Origin of the sequence: Anaerotignum lactatifermentans, from assembly GCF_014982935.1 — a bacterium.
Lineage (GTDB): Bacteria > Bacillota > Clostridia > Lachnospirales > Anaerotignaceae > Anaerotignum > Anaerotignum lactatifermentans.
Genome location: NZ_JADCKK010000004.1, coordinates 1 through 17510, shown reverse-complemented (window position 1 = coordinate 17510; position 17510 = coordinate 1). Strand labels below are relative to the sequence as shown.

Annotated in this window: 15 protein-coding genes and 1 pseudogene; 8 read left to right on the top strand and 8 right to left on the bottom strand. The window is 47.2% G+C overall.

All coding sequences use genetic code 11. The features are described 5' to 3' along the window. Positions 1 to 387: 387 nt before the first annotated feature. From asnS to INF29_RS01705, 6 genes are all read right to left on the bottom strand, one after another. Positions 388 to 1782 (bottom strand): asparagine--tRNA ligase, encoded by a 1395-nt coding sequence (asnS, locus tag INF29_RS01730; protein WP_193484239.1) that lies wholly within the window; start codon positions 1780 to 1782, stop codon positions 388 to 390. 122 nt (positions 1783 to 1904) lie between these two features. Further along, entirely contained in the window at positions 1905 to 2891 is a 987-nt protein-coding gene (gene msrB / locus INF29_RS01725) for a peptide-methionine (R)-S-oxide reductase MsrB (RefSeq protein WP_087988856.1), read from the bottom strand. A gap of 8 nt (positions 2892 to 2899) precedes the next feature. Next, positions 2900 to 3721 (bottom strand): carbon-nitrogen hydrolase family protein, encoded by an 822-nt coding sequence (locus tag INF29_RS01720; protein ID WP_193484237.1) that lies wholly within the window; start codon positions 3719 to 3721, stop codon positions 2900 to 2902. Between the two features lie 359 nt (positions 3722 to 4080). Then, complete coding sequence (locus INF29_RS01715) at positions 4081 to 5265, bottom strand: aminotransferase-like domain-containing protein (RefSeq protein WP_191344012.1); 1185 nt, start codon at positions 5263 to 5265, stop codon at positions 4081 to 4083. A gap of 418 nt (positions 5266 to 5683) precedes the next feature. Next, on the bottom strand, positions 5684 to 6088 hold the full coding sequence (locus tag INF29_RS01710) for a hypothetical protein (RefSeq protein ID WP_193484235.1): 405 nt from the start codon (positions 6086 to 6088) through the stop codon (positions 5684 to 5686). 189 nt (positions 6089 to 6277) lie between these two features. Beyond that, positions 6278 to 7462: an aminotransferase-like domain-containing protein gene (locus INF29_RS01705; RefSeq protein WP_072848178.1), complete on the bottom strand. Its 1185-nt coding sequence runs from the start codon at positions 7460 to 7462 to the stop codon at positions 6278 to 6280. 631 nt (positions 7463 to 8093) lie between these two features. Between INF29_RS01705 and INF29_RS01700 the strand changes: the two genes are divergently transcribed. The 7 genes and pseudogenes from INF29_RS01700 (at position 8094) to INF29_RS01670 (ending at position 14731) form a co-directional block, all read left to right on the top strand. Further along, a complete protein-coding gene (locus tag INF29_RS01700) occupies positions 8094 to 8627 on the top strand; it encodes a helix-turn-helix domain-containing protein (RefSeq protein ID WP_022255906.1) in 534 nt (177 codons plus the stop codon). Positions 8628 to 8657: 30 nt separating this feature from the next. Then, positions 8658 to 9668: pseudogene (locus INF29_RS15190) on the top strand (ABC transporter ATP-binding protein); the annotation flags it as partial. 578 nt (positions 9669 to 10246) lie between these two features. Further along, on the top strand, positions 10247 to 11086 hold the full coding sequence (locus INF29_RS01690; protein ID WP_072848174.1) for an ABC transporter permease: 840 nt from the start codon (positions 10247 to 10249) through the stop codon (positions 11084 to 11086). A gap of 3 nt (positions 11087 to 11089) precedes the next feature. Beyond that, positions 11090 to 11884 (top strand): ABC transporter permease, encoded by a 795-nt coding sequence (locus tag INF29_RS01685; RefSeq protein ID WP_072848172.1) that lies wholly within the window; start codon positions 11090 to 11092, stop codon positions 11882 to 11884. Further along, positions 11881 to 12969, top strand: a complete 1089-nt coding sequence (locus INF29_RS01680) for an ABC transporter substrate-binding protein (protein ID WP_072848170.1) — start codon at positions 11881 to 11883, stop codon at positions 12967 to 12969. Before INF29_RS01685 ends, INF29_RS01680 begins: the two co-directional genes overlap by 4 nt. 26 nt (positions 12970 to 12995) lie before the next feature. After that, complete coding sequence (locus INF29_RS01675; protein WP_193484231.1) at positions 12996 to 13388, top strand: hypothetical protein; 393 nt, start codon at positions 12996 to 12998, stop codon at positions 13386 to 13388. Between the two features lie 272 nt (positions 13389 to 13660). Continuing rightward, positions 13661 to 14731, top strand: a complete 1071-nt coding sequence (locus INF29_RS01670) for a stage II sporulation protein P (RefSeq protein WP_193484229.1) — start codon at positions 13661 to 13663, stop codon at positions 14729 to 14731. A 389-nt stretch (positions 14732 to 15120) separates the two neighbouring features. Here INF29_RS01670 and INF29_RS01665 read toward each other — a convergent pair whose 3' ends face one another. Both INF29_RS01665 and INF29_RS01660 read right to left on the bottom strand, forming a co-directional pair. Beyond that, positions 15121 to 15978 (bottom strand): anti-sigma-V factor rsiV, encoded by an 858-nt coding sequence (locus tag INF29_RS01665; protein WP_193484227.1) that lies wholly within the window; start codon positions 15976 to 15978, stop codon positions 15121 to 15123. Between the two features lie 18 nt (positions 15979 to 15996). Continuing rightward, positions 15997 to 16506, bottom strand: coding sequence for an RNA polymerase sigma factor (locus tag INF29_RS01660; RefSeq protein WP_072848161.1), 510 nt, complete (start codon positions 16504 to 16506; stop codon positions 15997 to 15999). Positions 16507 to 16704: 198 nt separating this feature from the next. On the opposite strand from INF29_RS01660, the gene INF29_RS01655 reads away from it, so the two are divergent. Beyond that, positions 16705 to 17361 carry an HAD-IA family hydrolase gene (locus tag INF29_RS01655; RefSeq protein WP_193484225.1) on the top strand — a complete coding sequence of 219 codons (657 nt, stop codon included), beginning with the start codon at positions 16705 to 16707 and terminating at the stop codon, positions 17359 to 17361. Positions 17362 to 17510 lie beyond the last annotated feature (149 nt).

Here is a 17510-nt window from a genome sequence, read left to right as displayed (position 1 = left end):
GAATTGGTGGTACAGAACGAAAATAGGTGGCAAATTTTGGGTAATATCCCAATAAGTACAAGGGATACAGTGGGTTTGGAAAGAAATGGTTTTGTGAAAAGTGCAAGAAAGGAAAGGGGTGCATCTATATGCAGCATATAAAATTGCTGAATTATGCATGAAAATAGCATATATACATTTATATACGGTGTATATGAGTGCGTGAAATGGGAAAATATGCTGTGAAAATGGGAGATAGAGGGGGATTTTTTGAAAAAAGGGTATGTATTTTGGTATGGGAAACAGCTGGTACCGTTGTTCTGAAAGAAAACAGCCCTGATAAAAGAAAACAGCTGGAACCCTTTATGGTAAGGATTCCAGCTGTTTGTTGTTTTTTCTTTATCAGAATTAGAATTCTGCGTTCTTCACAGTTCTAGGGTAAGGCAGTACGTCACGGATGTTGCTCATACCTGTCAGGTACATTACCGCACGTTCGAAGCCCAGACCATAACCGGAGTGTCTGGTGCCGCCGTATTTGCGCAGATCCAGATACCACCAGTAGTCTTCTTTTTTCAGACCCAGTTCGTCCATACGTTTTTCCAACAGTTCCAGACGTTCTTCTCTCTGGCTGCCGCCGATGATTTCGCCAACGCCGGGAACCAAGAGGTCCATAGCGGCAACGGTCTTGTTGTCATCGTTCATGCGCATGTAGAACGCTTTGATGTCCTTAGGATAGTCTGTAACGAATACAGGTTTTTTGAAGATTTCTTCTGTCAGATAGCGTTCGTGTTCTGTCTGCAGGTCGATGCCCCAGGATACGGGGTATTCGAATTTCTTGCCGGATTTGATGAGCAGATCAACGGCTTCTGTGTATGTCACACGGCCAAAGTCGTTGTTCAGGATGTTATGCAGTCTGTCCAGCAGACCTTTGTCCACGAAGCTGTTGAAGAATTCCATTTCTTCGGGTGCGTTGTCCAGTACATACTGAATGATATATTTCAGCATTTCTTCTGCCACTTCCATGTTGTCTTCCAGATCAGCGAAAGCCATTTCGGGCTCGATCATCCAGAATTCCGCAGCATGACGCGCGGTGTTGGAGTTTTCTGCACGGAATGTGGGACCGAATGTGTAAACATTGCGGAATGCCATGGCAAATGTTTCAGCGGAAAGCTGACCACTTACTGTCAGGTTTGTTTCTTTGCCGAAGAAGTCTTTGGAGAAGTCTACAGTGCCGTCTTCTTTCTTAGGCAGGTTGTTCAGGTCCAGTGTGGTAACGCGGAACATTTCCCCAGCGCCTTCGCAGTCGCTGCCGGTGATGATGGGAGTATGTGCGTATACAAAGCCTTTGCCCTGGAAGAACTGATGGATTGCATATGCAATCAAGCTTCTCACACGGAATGTTGCGGAGAACATGTTTGTTCTGGGACGCAGATAAGCGATCTGGCGCAGGAATTCTACGCTGTGACGTTTTTTCTGCAGAGGGTAGTCAGGAGTGGAAGTGCCTTCGATGGCGATTTCCTGTGCCTTTACTTCAAAGGGCTGTTTTGCTTCGGGTGTTTCCACCAGCAGGCCTTTGACGATGATGGCAGCGCCAACACCCAGTTTTGTGATTTCGGCATAGTTGGACAGCGTATCTGCTTCAAAAACGATCTGGATGTTTTTGAAGAAAGAACCGTCGTTCAGTTCGATGAAGCCGAAATTTTTGGATACACGCATGGTACGGATCCAGCCGCCCAGTGTCACTTCTTTATTGGCATAGTCCGCTGTGTTGCGGTAAATTGATTTTACGGTGTTCAAATCCACTAGAATCTCTCCTTTATGCAAAATTGCGTTATTTCACCTGTCCTTTATTGTAGCCTGTTTTTGGGAAAAACACAACCTTGTTTCCGTCTTTTCCGAAGGAAAAAGGGAAAAAGAGGGATTTTTTATGCATCTTCCTCCACATAAGGCAGGAAAGCGCCGTAGCCTTCCTTTTCCATGTCCTCTTTGGGGATGAAGCGCAGGGCTGCACTGTTGATGCAGTAGCGCATGCCGCCCAGTTCTGCGGGACCATCGTCGAATACATGTCCCAGATGGGCATTGCCTACCCGGCTGCGGACTTCCGTACGAATACGGTTCAGAGAAAGGTCATCATATTCATTGATGGCATTGGGGTCAATGGGCTTGGCGAAAGCAGGCCAGCCGCAGGCGGAAATGAATTTATCCTTGGAGGAGAACATGGGCTCACCGGAAGTGATGTCCACATACAGCCCCGGTGTTTCCTTATCCCAGAATTCGTTCTGGAAAGGGGGTTCTGTGGCGTTCTGCTGGGTCACGTTGTACTGCATTTCTGTGAGGTTTTCCCGCATTTCTTCCTTTGTCATGACTTTGTAGTCCTCGGGATTGATGCAGCGAGCCTTTTCCTTTTCGATTTTGGCAAAATTGATATGGCAGTAGCCGCCGGGGTTTTTGGTGAGATATTTCTGATGGTATTCCTCTGCGGGAATAAATTGCAGCAAAGGCAGGTTTTCCACCACCACAGGGCGGTCGTATTTGGTCTGAAGTTCCGCCAAAGCTTCTGCTGCCACTTTCTGCTGGTCTTCTGTCAGGCTGTAAATGCCGGTGCGGTACTGGATGCCGAAGTCTGCCCCCTGTCTGCCCAGAGAAGTGGGGTCGATGGTGTAGAAATATTCCTGCAAAATGTTGGTCAGTGTGGTTTCGTCTGCGTCAAAAACAACTTCCACTGTTTCGGCGTGACCGCTGTGGTTGCAGACTTCCTCATAAGTGACGGTGTCCCATACTTTCTGTTCCACGCCCTTCTGCTTGCCCAAAGCGTAGCCCACACGGGTGGAGAGTACGCCGGGCACCATTTCCATATATTTTTCTGTTCCCCAGAAGCAGCCGCCTGCCAGGTAAATGGTTTCTTTCTTCATATTACACCTCATTTCTTGATTTCCCGCAGCTCGTACAAGTCCACACGGCGGTGGCGGAGCAGGGGCAATTGGTCACGAATGGCATCTTCCCGTTCAAAATCCGCATGAGCAAAGAGAATGCCTTCGGTTTCGTCTAATTGTGCCATGACTTCGCCCCAAGGGTTTGTGGCAATGGAGTGCCCCCAAGAATGATAGGATGCCTCCATGTCCCTTGCGGGAGCGCAGCCAAAGAGATAAATCTGGTTATCCAGCGCCCGTGCCCGGAAAGACAGTTCCCAGTGGGCAGGACCAGTGGTCATATTGAAAGCGGCAGGGATGAAAACAGCTTTCGCTCCTTCCAGTGCCATAAGCCGCATCCATTCGGGAAAACGAATGTCGTAGCAGATGCATAGCCCCATTTTTCCCCATGGGGTGTCGAATGTGGTAAGGCTGTCGCCGGCGGTGAGTGTTTCCGATTCCATGAAACGCTGGCCGCCTTTGACGTCGATGTCAAAAAGATGGACTTTCCGGTGTTTGGCGATGCACTTGCCTGTGGGGTCGAATACATAAGATGTGTTGTAAGTCTTGCCGCCATCGTCCTCGGGCACGGAACCAGCCACCAGATACAGGCTGTTTTCCTTTGCCATATCCGATAATGCCTGCCAGATTTCGCCGCCTTCCTTCTGGGTAAAGCGGGGGAAATTGGGGGTTTCGTAAGGACAACAGAACATTTCCGGCAGTACGGCAATGTCCGCGCCGCCAGCCGCCGCGTCTTTCAGATGGGCACGGGCAGTCTGTAAATTTTCCCCAGGGGAAGATGCTACCTGCATTTGTATCAAAGCCACTTTCATGGAAATACACTCCTTTCAGATGCGTGCCAAAGGGTTTTCGGCACAAAGATATTTGTCCGTTATTATAGCACATTTTTGAAAAAAACAATACAAAAAAAGTAGGATTAAAAAAGAAACTTCCCCTTAAGAAAACATTGGTTTTATTTCTTAAGGGAAAGTGCAAAAGCTGGTTCTCTTCAGAAGAAAATATATCAAATAAAATCTCAATATCATAAGAAAGCCAAAATCCTTTGGCATGATAAGGATTTCGGCTTTTTTGTCCCCTCATTTCGTTATCCAAAAACAAAAAAAGCGGATACCGCTTTCGCGATATCCGCTCTTTTGTCTTGTTTTAGAATGAATCTTCGATCCGGGAAGACTTATTTCAGGTTCGCTTTCAGAACTTCTGCAATTCTTGTGATACCTTCTTTGATCTTGTCTTCAGGCATGCAGGAGTAGTTCAGACGGAAGTGGTTTTCTTTGCCGCCGTTAGGGAAGAAGCTGCCGCCGGGAACGTAAGCAACTTTCTTTTCAAGGCACTGTTTAGCCAGTACTTTTGCATCCATGTATTCGGGCAGTACGCACCATGTGAACAGACCGCCTTCGGGATGTGTGAATTTCACTTCTTTAGGGAATGTTTCTTCCATTGTTTTCAGCATAACGTCACGTCTCTTACGATATACGTCTTTGATCTTTTCAACGTGTTCGTCCAGATCGTACATATCCAGGAATCTGTCAGCGATCAGCTGGTCGATTGTGGAGGACTGCAGGTCAGCACCCTGTTTGATGAAGTTGTATTTAACCAGGTTTTCTTTGGATGCGCAGATCCAGCCGATACGCAGACCAGGAGCCAGGATCTTGGAGCATGTGCCCAGGAATACAACCAGTTCTTTGGTATCCAGGGATTTCAGGGAAGGCATGTTTTCGCCTTCGAAACGCAGTTCGCCGTAAGGGTTGTCTTCGATTACAGGGATTTCATATTTGTTGATGATATCCATGAATTTATGACGTCTTTCCAGAGACCATGTTTTACCTGTAGGGTTCTGGAAGTCGGGGATAACGTAGATCATTTTTACGTTTTCTGTTGTAGCCAGGATTTTTTCCAGTTCTTCTGTGATCATACCGTCATCGTCTGTAGGAACTTCGATGAATTTAGGTTCACAAGCTTTGAATGCGTTTACAGCACCCAGGTAGGAAGGGCTTTCCAGCAGAACAACGTCGCCGGGGTTCAGGAAGATACGAGCGGAGAAATCCAGACCCTGCTGAGAGCCGCTGGTGATCAGCACGTGATCGATATCTGTATCGATGTTATTTTTTGCTTTCATTCTAGCAACCAGTTTTTCACGCAGAGAAGGCAGACCTTCTGTGGATGTATACTGCAGAGCAACCTGACCAACTTCGTCCATAACTTTGATACAAGCCTGTTTAACGCCTTCACAAGGGAACAGTTCAGGAGCGGGCATACCACCGGCAAAGGAAATGATGTCGGGTTTGGATGTCAGCGCCAGCAATTCTCTGATTTCGGAACCTTTTAAGAGATCCATTCTGTTTGCATACTGTACCATGTAAAATTCCTCCTTATGTAATAGAAATTGATAAATAATAGTTTCAAGTCGCTGTCTGACATGCTGCCGAAAAGGGAGGGCATATCAGACAAATTACTAAAAAATAACCCCTTTTCTTTATTAAAACACAAATAATACACAAAGTCAATGGGAACTTTCAAAAGAAAGCTATTAATTTTTGCTCAAAAGAATTGGGAAAAAGACGAATTTCTTCACGTTTTCGCCTGTGCAGCAGGTTTTGTGTGAAATGGTTTTTGTCACATTGTATGGTTTTTTATACAGTTCTGGGAAAAAGGGCATTTTTCACCAATAGGCATTGGGCAGAAAGAAAAAAGATTGCGAAAAAAATAACAGCTTTTGCCTTTTTTACAAAAAAAGCCCTCTGCCTCAGAAGGCAGAAAGCTTTTGGAAATTGCAATCAGGATTTTTGTTTTCGGGAAATGTAGGTCATCAGGGGCAAAATGGTCAGGGCAAACAAATGCAGTGCCACATTGGCAGCCGTGAAGTTATAGGTGTTGGAAACTTCCCCGTATTCCAGCAGATAGCGGAAAATGAGCCCAAGGACTGTCATCCCCAGATTCAGGGCTGCCGCAAAGCCTATGGAGCCATTGGGAAACAGGGCTGCTTGGAGCATGCCCAGTTCTGTATAAAATATGAAAACAGACAGCAGGATGATGGTTTTCATGACCAGACTTGTTTCCACGGGATTTTCCGGGTTGCAGTTGACGATGGGAAACAGGCAGCCGCCTACGATACAGCTGAACAGGACCATGCCGATCAGCAGGGGTTTTCGATATTGTTGTATGCGTTTTGAGGGTCCCATGGCAAAGCCTCCTTCAAAATGGGTGTGTTGTTTTCTGTATTTTAACACGGGAGGCGGTCAGAAACAACGCAGATGCAAAAAAATAGCCGCTGCCCAAAGGGGAAGGGGCAGCAGCCGAGGCTATACACGAAAAGTCCTTCGCTGTATGCGGCACAGCGGAGGACTTAGTGTATCCTTTAATAAGATAGATTATTTCAAGTTTGCTTTGATGACTTCTGCGATGGCTTTGACGCCTTCTACGATCTTGTCGTCAGGCATGCAGGAATAGTTCATGCGGAAGCAGTTTTCATGACCGCCGTTGGGGAAGAAGGAGCCGCCGGGAACGTAGGCAACTTTCTTTTCCAGACACTGCAGTGCCATTTTACGGGTGTCGATGTATTCGGGCAGTTCTACCCATGTGAACAGACCGCCGTCGGGATGTGTGAATTTTGCTTCTTTGGGGAATGTTTCTTCCATGGTTTTCATCATCACGTCACGTCTGTGTTTGTACAGTTCGCGGATGGTGTCAACATGTTTGTCCAGGTCGAACATTTCCATATATTTGTTGGCTTCCAGCTGGGTAACGGTAGGTGTCTGCAAGTCCGCACCCTGTTTGATGAAGTTAAACATAGACAGGATTTCGTCGGAAGCGCAAACCCAGCCCAGACGATAGCCAGGTACCAGAATCTTGGAGAAGGTACCTAAGAATACAACCAGCCCTTTGGTATCCAGAGATTTCAGAGCAGGCATGTTTTCGTTTTCAAAACGCAGTTCGCCGTAAGGGTTATCTTCGATAACGGGGATTTCATATTTATTGATGATTTCCATGAATTTGTGACGGCGTTCCAGTGTCCATGTTCTGCCGGTGGGGTTCTGGAAATCGGGGATGACATAGATCATCTTTACGTTAGGTGTGGTTGCCAGGATTTTTTCCAGTTCTTCCATCACCATACCGCCTTCGTCTGTAGGCACTTCCATGAAAGTGGGTTCACATGCTTTGAAAGCATTGATGGCACCCAGATAGGAAGGGCTTTCCATCAGGATCACGTCGCCTTTATCTACAAATACACGGGCGGAGAAATCCAGACCCTGCTGAGAACCGCTGGTCACCAGAATATGGTCCGCATCCGTTTCAATATTATTTTTGGCTTTCATTCGCTCAGCGATTTTTTCCCGCAGTGCAGGGAAGCCTTCTGTAGAAGAATACTGACAGGCTACTTTCCCCATTTCCTCCATGACAGCGTCGCACGCCTGACGGAGCTGGTCTACGGGAAACAGTTCTGCTGCGGGCAGACCGCCTGCGAAGGAAATAATATCGGGTCTTGCAATCAGTTTCAGCAGATCGCCGATATCGGAATTCGTCAGTTGTTCCATTCTTTTCGCATAACGCACCATACTTGTTTCCTCCTTTGTGTCTTACATTCATAACAAACATTCTCTTTTGTATCAATCTGTGGAATAGATTTGATACTTATGAAACCACATCAGACGCTTGTTTGTCAATGGGTGGCGGACATGGATTGTATGGCTTTTTGTACATGGGAAAAGGCGAATTTTTTGTGCGAAATTCACGCAAAATAAATTGTATGTATAAAAAAACATGTGAATTTGCATATGAAAATAGATTGTATTTTCATCAATACAGAAAAAAACAGTGGATTTGCTGATTTTTTTTCATGAGTATTTTTCTTTTGGCTGTCCAGCCTGCCCTAAAGAGATGGAGAAAGACAGTTTTTTGGGGAAAATGCAGTTTAGAAATTCTGATATTTTCGTTTGGTATTGGAAAACTTCCGCCTGCACTTGGTTTCTGTAAAATCTGCGTAAAGTCTGGGTTTTCCGGCTGTCGTGGAACCGTACAATTTTGGTTTCTTTTGAGAGGACTTTTTGCCGCAAAATGTCAAAAAGTTTAATAAATGAAATTTTTTGTTTATTTTCTCTTGCTTTTCATGACAAAAGATGTATAATGATTTAGGTTTCGTAAAAATAATCAGAAAGTTTAGTATTTCTACACAACGAGGTGTTATTTATGGATATCGGCCACAAGATCAAACAGCTCAGAATCCAGAAGGGTCTGACGCTGGAAGAACTGGCCAGCCGCAGTGAGCTGACAAAGGGATTTCTCTCCCAGATGGAGCGAAATCTGACCTCTCCTTCCATTGCCACCCTCAACGACATCGTAGAGGCTTTGGGCAGCAGTCTTTCGGAATTTTTCCGGGAGGACAAGGAGGAGCAGATCGTTTTCCACAAAAAGGACTTTTTTGTGGATGAGCGGGAAAATTATACGGTGCATTGGATCGTGCCCAATACACAGAAAAACGAAATGGAACCGATCATGGTGGAATTGCCTCAGGGCGGGGAATCCTTTGTGATGGACCCCCACAGCGGTGAGGAATTCGGCTATGTGGCGGAGGGCTGCGTGACGCTGGTCTGCGGCGAGGAGAGCCATGTGATCCACAAGGGGGAAACATTCTATCTCTCCGGCAAGAACCGCCATTACCTGAAAAATGAGAAAAAAACAACGGCAAAGGTCATCTGGGTTTCCACACCGCCGCTGTTCTGAAAAAGTGACAAGAAAAAGGAGTAGCCGCCGATGAAAAAGAAACTGATTCAGTTTAAAAATATCGTCAAGGAATTTGACGGCAAACTGGTACTGAAAGGTGTCAATCTGGACATCTATGAAAATGAGTTTGTGACACTGCTGGGCCCCAGCGGCTGCGGGAAGACCACGCTGCTGCGTATTCTGGGTGGTTTCCTGACACCAAACGAAGGTACAGTTCTCTTCGACGGAGAGGACATCAGCAAAATCCCTCCTTATAAACGGGAGATCAACACCGTATTCCAGAAATACGCCCTGTTCCCCCACATGAACGTATATAACAATATCGCCTTTGGTCTGAAAATCAAAAAAGAACCCAAGGACATCATCGAACAGAAAGTAAAACGTATGCTGAAGCTGGTGAATCTGGAAGATTTCGCTGACAAGAACGTGACAGAAATGTCCGGCGGTCAGCAGCAGCGTGTTGCCATCGCAAGAGCATTGGTAAACGAACCCAGCGTACTGCTTCTGGACGAACCTCTGGGGGCACTGGACCTGAAGCTGCGTCAGGAAATGCAGCACGAACTGAAAAAAATCCAGCAGGAAGTGGGTATCACATTCATTTTCGTTACCCACGACCAGGAAGAAGCTCTGACAATGTCCGACAAGATCGTTGTTATGAAAGACGGGGAAATCCAGCAGATCGGCAGCCCCACAGATATTTACAACGAACCTGTCAATGAATTCGTTGCAAACTTCATCGGCGAAAGTAACATCATCGAAGGCGTCATGCTGGATGATTACAAAGTTATGTTTGAAGGCAGAAAATTCGACTGCGTGGACGACGGCTTTGAGAAAAATGAAGTGGTTGACGTTGTCATCCGTCCCGAAGACTTGGATATCGTACCCAGAGAACAGGGCAAGCTGAAAGGCGTTGTCAAATCCGTACTGTTCAAAGGTGTACACTATGAAACCATGGTGGAAACCAAAGTGGGTACAGAAATCACCGTAAAAATGCAGGTATCCAATGACCAGCCTGTATTCAACGAAGCGGCAAACGAAAAAATGTCTGCCAACGACTTCTATCTGGATGTGGACGACGTAGAAGAACTGGATGAAGCAACCATCATTGCCCGTGCCGACGCCCAGGCGTGGAACCCCGATGAGGACGAGCTCATCTCCATCAAAGAAGTGAAGTACAACATCAAAAAGGAAAACGGCACTTACCCCGTAACCTTCTCCACAGCGGCTGGTACATCCGTAACGGTGAACATGATCGTGAAGGATGAAAACCGTGTCACCAGTGAAGAAAATGAAGAATATATCTTCGCTGTGAACTTCTTCAAAAAGGCAGACGAAATTCAGGAATCCATCGCTTTGGATACAGACCTGAAAACATGGGCAAACGCTTCCGCATACTCTCTGGAAGACGACATGCCTGTTGAAATCACCGATGTCAAATATGACTTCGATCCCGAAAACATCACCCCCGGCATTTACGATGTCACCTTTGCCACCAAGGGGTATGAATATAAAGTAGATACCACGGACAAACATGAAGTAGGGGAAGAAGTTGGTCTGATTTTTGAACCCGAAGATATTCATATCATGTCCAGAGAGCAGTAAGGAAAGGAGGCGGAAAAATGCGACAGTTTCGCAGTATGGTATATCCTTACGTGGTCTGGATTGCCATTATGATCGTTGTGCCCATGCTGATGATTTTGCTTTACGCATTCACCGGAGAGGGCAACGATGTGACCACCTTCCGCTTCACACTGGAAAACTTCGGCAGATTCTTCAGTGACGCCGTATTCCTGGATGTATTGAAGCGCTCCCTGATTATTGCAATATTCACCACCATCATCTGTGTCCTGCTGGGCTATCCCATTGCTTATGCCATTGCGACAGGACCGGAAAAAAGCAAGATGTTCTGGATTCTCATGATTACACTGCCCACATGGATCAATATGCTGGTGCGTACTTACGCATGGGTGGGTATTTTGCAGGACGATGGTCTTTTGAACAGCTTTTTGGGACTGTTCGGCATCGGACCTTTCAAAATGATGTATACCACATTCGCCGTGGTGCTAGGTATGGTTTATAACTTCATTCCTTTTATGATTTTGCAGATTCATACCTCTCTGGCGAAAATGGACAAGAGCCTGCTGGAAGCAGCCAGCGACCTGGGCGCAAACCGCATGCAGTGCTTCCTGCGTGTGACACTGCCTTTGAGCCTGCCCGGTGTTCTCAGCGGTATCACACTGGTATTCCTGCCGGCGGTGTCCAGCTTCTTCATTCCCAAACTGCTGGGCGGCGGACAGTATGTCCTCATCGGTAACGTCATCGAAACCCAGTTCCTCACCAGCGGCGACTGGAACTTCGGCAGTGCCATTTCTCTGATCATGGCAGTCATCATCATGATTTCCATGTATCTGACCAGAAAAGTAGACACAGACCCGGCAGCAAACGGAAGGGGGGAATAAGCCGTGGAAGAAAAAAGACACAGAATCGGCGCCAAACTTATTTTGGGCATCACGGCGTTATTCTTCTATCTGCCCATACTGTATATCATCGTCTTTTCCTTTAACGACTCCCGCTCCCTGACAAAGTTCAGCGGTTTTTCACTGCGGTGGTATGAAAAGATGTTTTCTGACAGTGCCATGATGCAGTCGGTGGTTTATACCATCGTCATTGCCATTCTGGCAACCATCATTTCCACAGTGGCAGGTACATTGGCTGCCATCGGTCTTTCCCGTTCCCGGAAAGCCCTCCGCAACGTGGTGGAACAGGTGAATAACCTGCCCATCATGAACCCGGAAATCGTAACAGCCATCGGTCTTTTGATGTTCTTCAGCGCATTGGGCATCAATAAAGGCTTTACCACACTGCTGTTGGCGCACATTATGTTCTGTACGCCTTATGTGATTTTGTCCGTATCCCCCAAACTGCGGTCCCTGGACCCGAACCTGGCGGATGCGGCACTGGATCTGGGTGCCACACCTTTGCAGGCATTGACAAAAGTCATCGTGCCCCAGATCATGCCCGGTATCGTTTCCGGCGCGCTGATTGCTTTCACCATGAGCTTTGACGATTTCATCATTTCTTATTTCGTCACCGGCAATGGTGTGAACAATATTTCTATTTTGGTGTATACCATGAGTAAGCGTGTCAACCCTTCCATCAACGCATTGTCCACTTTGGTCATTGCCATCATCACGGTTGTGTTGATCGTTGTCAACGTAGTACCCATCATTAAAGAGAAAAGGAGAAAAAAGGTATGAAAAAATTGATTGCTATGGCTCTTGCAAGCGTAATGCTGCTGGCAGGCTGCGGCGGCGGCAGCAGCGAAGGTGCATCTGCGGAAGACGCAGTTGCAAAATATGGTTCCGATACCCTGAAGCTCTACAACTGGGGCGAATACATGGGCGAAGACCTGATTTCCAATTTTGAAAAAGAATTCGGCGTAAAGGTTATCGTGGAATACTTCGATTCCAACGAAACCATGTACACCAAACTGCAGGCTGGGGATTCCTATGACGTGCTGGTTCCTTCCGATTACATGATCGAAAGACTGATCAACGAAGGCATGCTCCAGGAACTGGATCTGTCCCTGATCCCCAATATCTCTAACCTGGCAGAAGGCGTAAAAAATCTGCCTTATGACCCTGAAAACACATACTCTGTACCTTACTTCTGGGGCAGTGTAGGTATCGTTTACAACCATAATAACGTAGACCCTGCTGTTGTGGAAGAACAGGGCTACAGCATCCTGCACAACACAGATTACAAAGGCAAAATCTATGTGTATGACTCCGAACGTGACTCTTTCATGATGGCCTTCAAAGCACTGGGCTACTCCATGAACACAGACAATCAGGATGAAATCCAGGAAGCTTATCAGTGGCTGCTGGATATGAACAACACCATGGAACCCGTTTATGTAACTGATGAAGTGATCGACGGCATGATCAACGGCACAAAAGACATCGCAGTTGTTTACAGCGGCGACGCAACAACCATTCTGGAAGAAAACCCCGACATGAGCTTCTGGATGCCTACAGAAGGCACAAACCTGTGGAGCGATGCGATGGTTATCCCTGCAAACGCAGAAAACCCCAAACTGGCACACGAATTCATCAACTATGTGCTGACATATGAAGCATCTCTGGGCAACAGCGAATACGTTGGCTACGCTTCTTCCAACCAGGAAGTTCTGGATGAACTGAGCGGCGAAGGCGGTCTGTTTGCGGATAACGAAGCATACCTGCCTCGTGCCGGCTATGAAAAAGACGAAGTTTTCGTAGACAACCAGGTGCTGAAAAAAGAACTGGCTGAACTGTGGATCAAAGTAAAAGCAACAAAGTAATAGAGAAAAGATAAGGAGGGAAACGGATGTTACAGAATGCTTTGGACATCCTGCGTAAAGAAGGAAAAGAGATTCTGGTCTGCCTTTCCGGCAGCGACGAAGCCCAGAAAGCGTGGCTGGCAGCCGGTGGGGAAGCGGGGCATATGCTCTCAGCCCGTCAGGTGGAAAGCTGGCTTATGACCGGCGGCGCTACATTGCCCAAGGAAATCGCTTTTTCCGGTACGCTGGAGGAATTTGTTTCCCTCTTTCCTAAGACAAACGCCGAGGACAGCAAGCGGAAAGTGAATGGCCTCCTCTCCGGGGCGGTTGTGGAATACAAAGACGGAAACTGGGAATATTTCACCTGTAATGTGGTGGTCATGGGCTGCTGCATGGGGGAATATCTCAGCATCGTCAATAAAAAAGAAATGAGTTTTTAAAAAAGGCGGAAGTACCTTTAGGAGCATCTTCATAAGAAAACAAAAAGCTGAAATCCTTGTTATATAGAGGATTTCAGCTTTCTTGTTTATACAGGATTTTATCAGGTATGTTTTCTTCTGAAGATGGCCTTTGCAGTTCCCCTTAAGAAATGAAGGAAAACGAAAATCAATGTTTTCTTAAGGGGAATCTGCTTTAGGTATTTCCGCTTTTTTCGTTCTAACCTCTTTTTTGTCTGCATAAACTATTTGCAGACCGAAAGGAGGTTACGCCCATGGGGAAGAAAGAAAAGGATCAACGGCTCCTGCGCCGGAATCTGCTGGGCGTTTGTGTGTTTTTGCTGGCGCTGCCTGTGCTCTGGCCCATGGGCGGCGCGGCTTTTGCCATGCGGGAGATTTTGCCGGGACAAGTATCGGCAGCGGAGCCTACAGGGGAGGAAGGCGCAGACACCACAGGAGAAACAGAAACAACGGAGGAGCCTGCCAAAGAAACGGGGCTTTTCGGCATTGATGATCTGCAATTCAAGGAGGAAGAACAGGTGGCAGCGGCCTATCTGCCCCGGGAAGAAGTGGAGCGCATGCAGGATTTTTCCTATCTCCAGAAAACTTATTACACCACCGATTCCCGTACCATGCTGCTGCCTACGGACATCAACGTCAATGACGCGCTGGCGAATGATTTCACCATAGATATAGACGTGGACGGTCCACAGGTGCTGATTTTCCATACCCATATTTCCGAAGGCTTTGCCGACAGCGATATGTCAAAAGGCAAGGAAGAAGGCATCTGGGGCGCGGGGGAATATCTGAAGGAGTTGCTGGAAGAAAAGTACGGCATTGAAGTCCTCCACCATGATGGGGTGTACGACCAGGTCAATGGCAAAGGACAGGTCACAGGGGCTTATGAACGTATGGAACCGCCTATCCGGCAGATTTTGGAGGAAAATCCCTCCATTCAGGTCTGCATCGATATGCATCGGGATGGTGTCCCCGAAGGTACCCATCTGGTGACGGAAGTCAATGGGAAACCGACGGCGAAAATCATGTTTTTCAACGGTCTGTGCCGTTTGAACCAGAACGGGCAGGCAGTGCCCACGCCGGGACTGGATAACCCTTATGTTTCCGATAATCTGGCATTCAGTTTGCAGATGCAGACTCAGTCAGCGGCAAGATTTCCTGACTTTAACCGGAAAATCTATCTCAATGCTTATCGCTTCAGCCTGCATATGCTGCCACGGTCTACCCTTATTGAAGTGGGTGCTCAGACCAATACCAAAGAGGAAGTACATAACGCCATGGAACCTCTGGCGGAAATTTTGGCGGCGGTGCTGCTGGGCGGGGAATAAAGAAAAAGGCACGACATTTCCAAAAAGGAAATGCCGTGCCTGAGGGTGTCGAAAAAGTCGACACCCTTCGTCAAAATCAGGATTTTGACGAGGTTACTGTATGTATAAACAGTACGTTCCATCGGCATAAAAATGCCTTGAAACGTGCTGTTTTCCTCGTCGGAAGTGAATTCCGACTGCGGGTTGAATTTGGGGAAACCACACCGCAAGAGATGCGGGCAGCCATTTATGGCTGACATTTGCGGAGCAAATGTGTTGACCCTTTGTTCCCCAAGCCCTTCCGCGTTTTTGCAAAAGTGTAAAATATCATTTTTTGACAGTCTAAAAGGCACGACATTTCCAGAAAGGAAATGCCGTGCCTTTTGTTATGAGGATATCCTCGAAAGTGGTTATTTTGTTACATCTTTGGGAATGGTGAAGGATACAGTACCCATGTAACCGGGTGCTACTTCGTATTCACCGAATACGATGACCAGTTCACCAGCTTCGTTCAGATAGAAGTTTTCATCCCCTGTCAGACCTGTGAAGCCGCCAGGTTCGCCTTCTGTGAAGTAAACCTTGCCTTCATCTTCTGCCATCTGTGCTGCCATCTGGTCTTTGATGTTCTGGCTCACAGCTTCCAGTTTTTCAGGGCTGTTCAGATAGTCTTTCAAAGATACGGTTTGACCTGTAGCTTTGTCTACAGTGAAGATTTTGACGAATTCAGCGCCGCTTGCCATGGTTTCCACAGTGTTGATGCGGATGCTCACATATTTGTCGTTGTCGGAAACCACTTCATAACTGGATTCCAGTGCATAGTGGCCTTCTTCCTGACCCAGCTGGGCAACGACTTCTTTTTCATAACGTGCAATCAGTTCTTTTGCGTAAGCGTCCATTTCCGCGTTGGCTGCCACGTTGCCGTCGATCTGGGGCACGCTGATGTCAGCCATCATGCCGTTGTCTGTACTTTCGTTGTAGTTGCGGATGGTCACCACTCTTGCAATGCTGCCGATAACGGGGATGCCGTCCATGGCCTGTGCCACAACGGGGCTGGCGTTTACGGCAATGCCAAATGTGAGTACAAGTGCTGCGGCGGTCACGCCGGTACGTTTCATGTTTTTCATACGATCGCTCCTCTTCTTTTCTAATCTCGCTCTCATGATGCCTGCTTCTATTCTATCTCTTGCTTCCTGGGGTACGGGAATCTGGTCATACTCTTCTTTCCACATTTCCATGGGCTCCCTTCTATGATCGTCCTGTGTTTTCATAACCCCCGACGCTCCTTTCTAAATTCTATTCTGCTCCGCTTCGGGTCGCAGTTTTCGCAGTGCCCGGTACAGCCGTGCCTTGACGGTGTTCAGGTTTTCGCCTGTGATCTGGGCGATGTCCTCCAGTTTACAGTCCTCAAAAAATCGTAGTATGATGACACTTTTCTCTCTGTCATTGAGGTGTTCCAGCATTTCCTCCAGTTCCCATTTGCTGTGGAGCTGGGCAAGCTCATTGGTGTAATCCCCCACGGCTGCTGTCAGCGGTTCTGTCACCTCCTCTACCGTATCTTCACGCTTGTTTTTCCGCAGAAATTCCAAAGCGGTGTTGATGACGATGCGATACAGCCAGGTGCCGAGGTAAGCGTCGTTCTGGACGCTGCGGCAGTCCCGCATGGCTTTGTAGGCGCTTTCCTGCACGATGTCCAGGGCGTCCTGCTCGTTGTGGACGTAGCTGTAAGCCAATCGGTAGTACCTGCTGTACTGACTGAGGAGAAGGTCTTCTGTCTGTTTTTCCCGTTTGGTTTTCATAGGATCTCCTCCGAAAAAGATGAAGTATTTTGTGTTTCTGATTGTTAGATGCACGAGATGCCAAAAAAGTTGCGAAAGTTTTTTGAAAAAATTTTTCTTTTTTTCAGTGTAGCCAAAAATGAGGAAAAAGGGAAGCTTTACAGGGTGGGAAGCTGGGTGTAAAATAGTACGAAAGCAAAAGAGAAAGGATTGGGAACCATGAAAAAATGGCAGCAGAACATCGTCCTGTTCGATCTGGACGGCACATTGACAGATTCCGCGGAGGGCATCATCCGCTCCGTACAGCATATGCAGGAAAAAACAGGCAGAGAAGTTTGGGAAGCGGAGAAACTGGGCTTCATCGTAGGACCTCCCCTCAGGGACAGCTTCCGTGACGCTTTCGGCATGAAAACAGAAGAAGAAATCGACAACGCTGTAGCTGTATTCCGTGAACGGTATTTTTCTGTAGGGCTTTTTGAAAACGCAGTCTATCCGGGCGTCAAAGAAATGCTGGAAGAGCTGAAGAAAATGGGCAAACGCCTTGCCGTTGCTACATCTAAACACGAAAGCACCGCTGTGCGCATCCTGACACATTTCGGTCTGGCAGATTATTTTGAGGTCATCGGCGGTGATGACCCTGCATCCCAGCGGGATAATAAGACCAAAGTCGTGGCTTATGTGCTGGAACGGATGAATGCAGAAAAAAGCGACGTTGCCATGGTCGGCGACCGGAAATATGACATCGAAGGGGCACACGCTTTGGGCGTGGAAGCCATCGGCGTCCTTTATGGCTATGGCAGTCGGGAAGAATTTGCCGCCTGCGGCGCAGATGCTGTGGTGGAAACACCGGCTCAGCTGGTGGAACTGTTTCGGTAAAGAAGAAGGGATTTCCCCTTCTTTTTAGTACCATATAAGTGTAAGAGATAAAGCATATCATTTGTGCTTTACCCTCTGCACTTATTTTTTTATGATAAGGGAGTAATTGGTCTGGCGAGGCTCTTTTTGGATTAATCACATCCGTCATA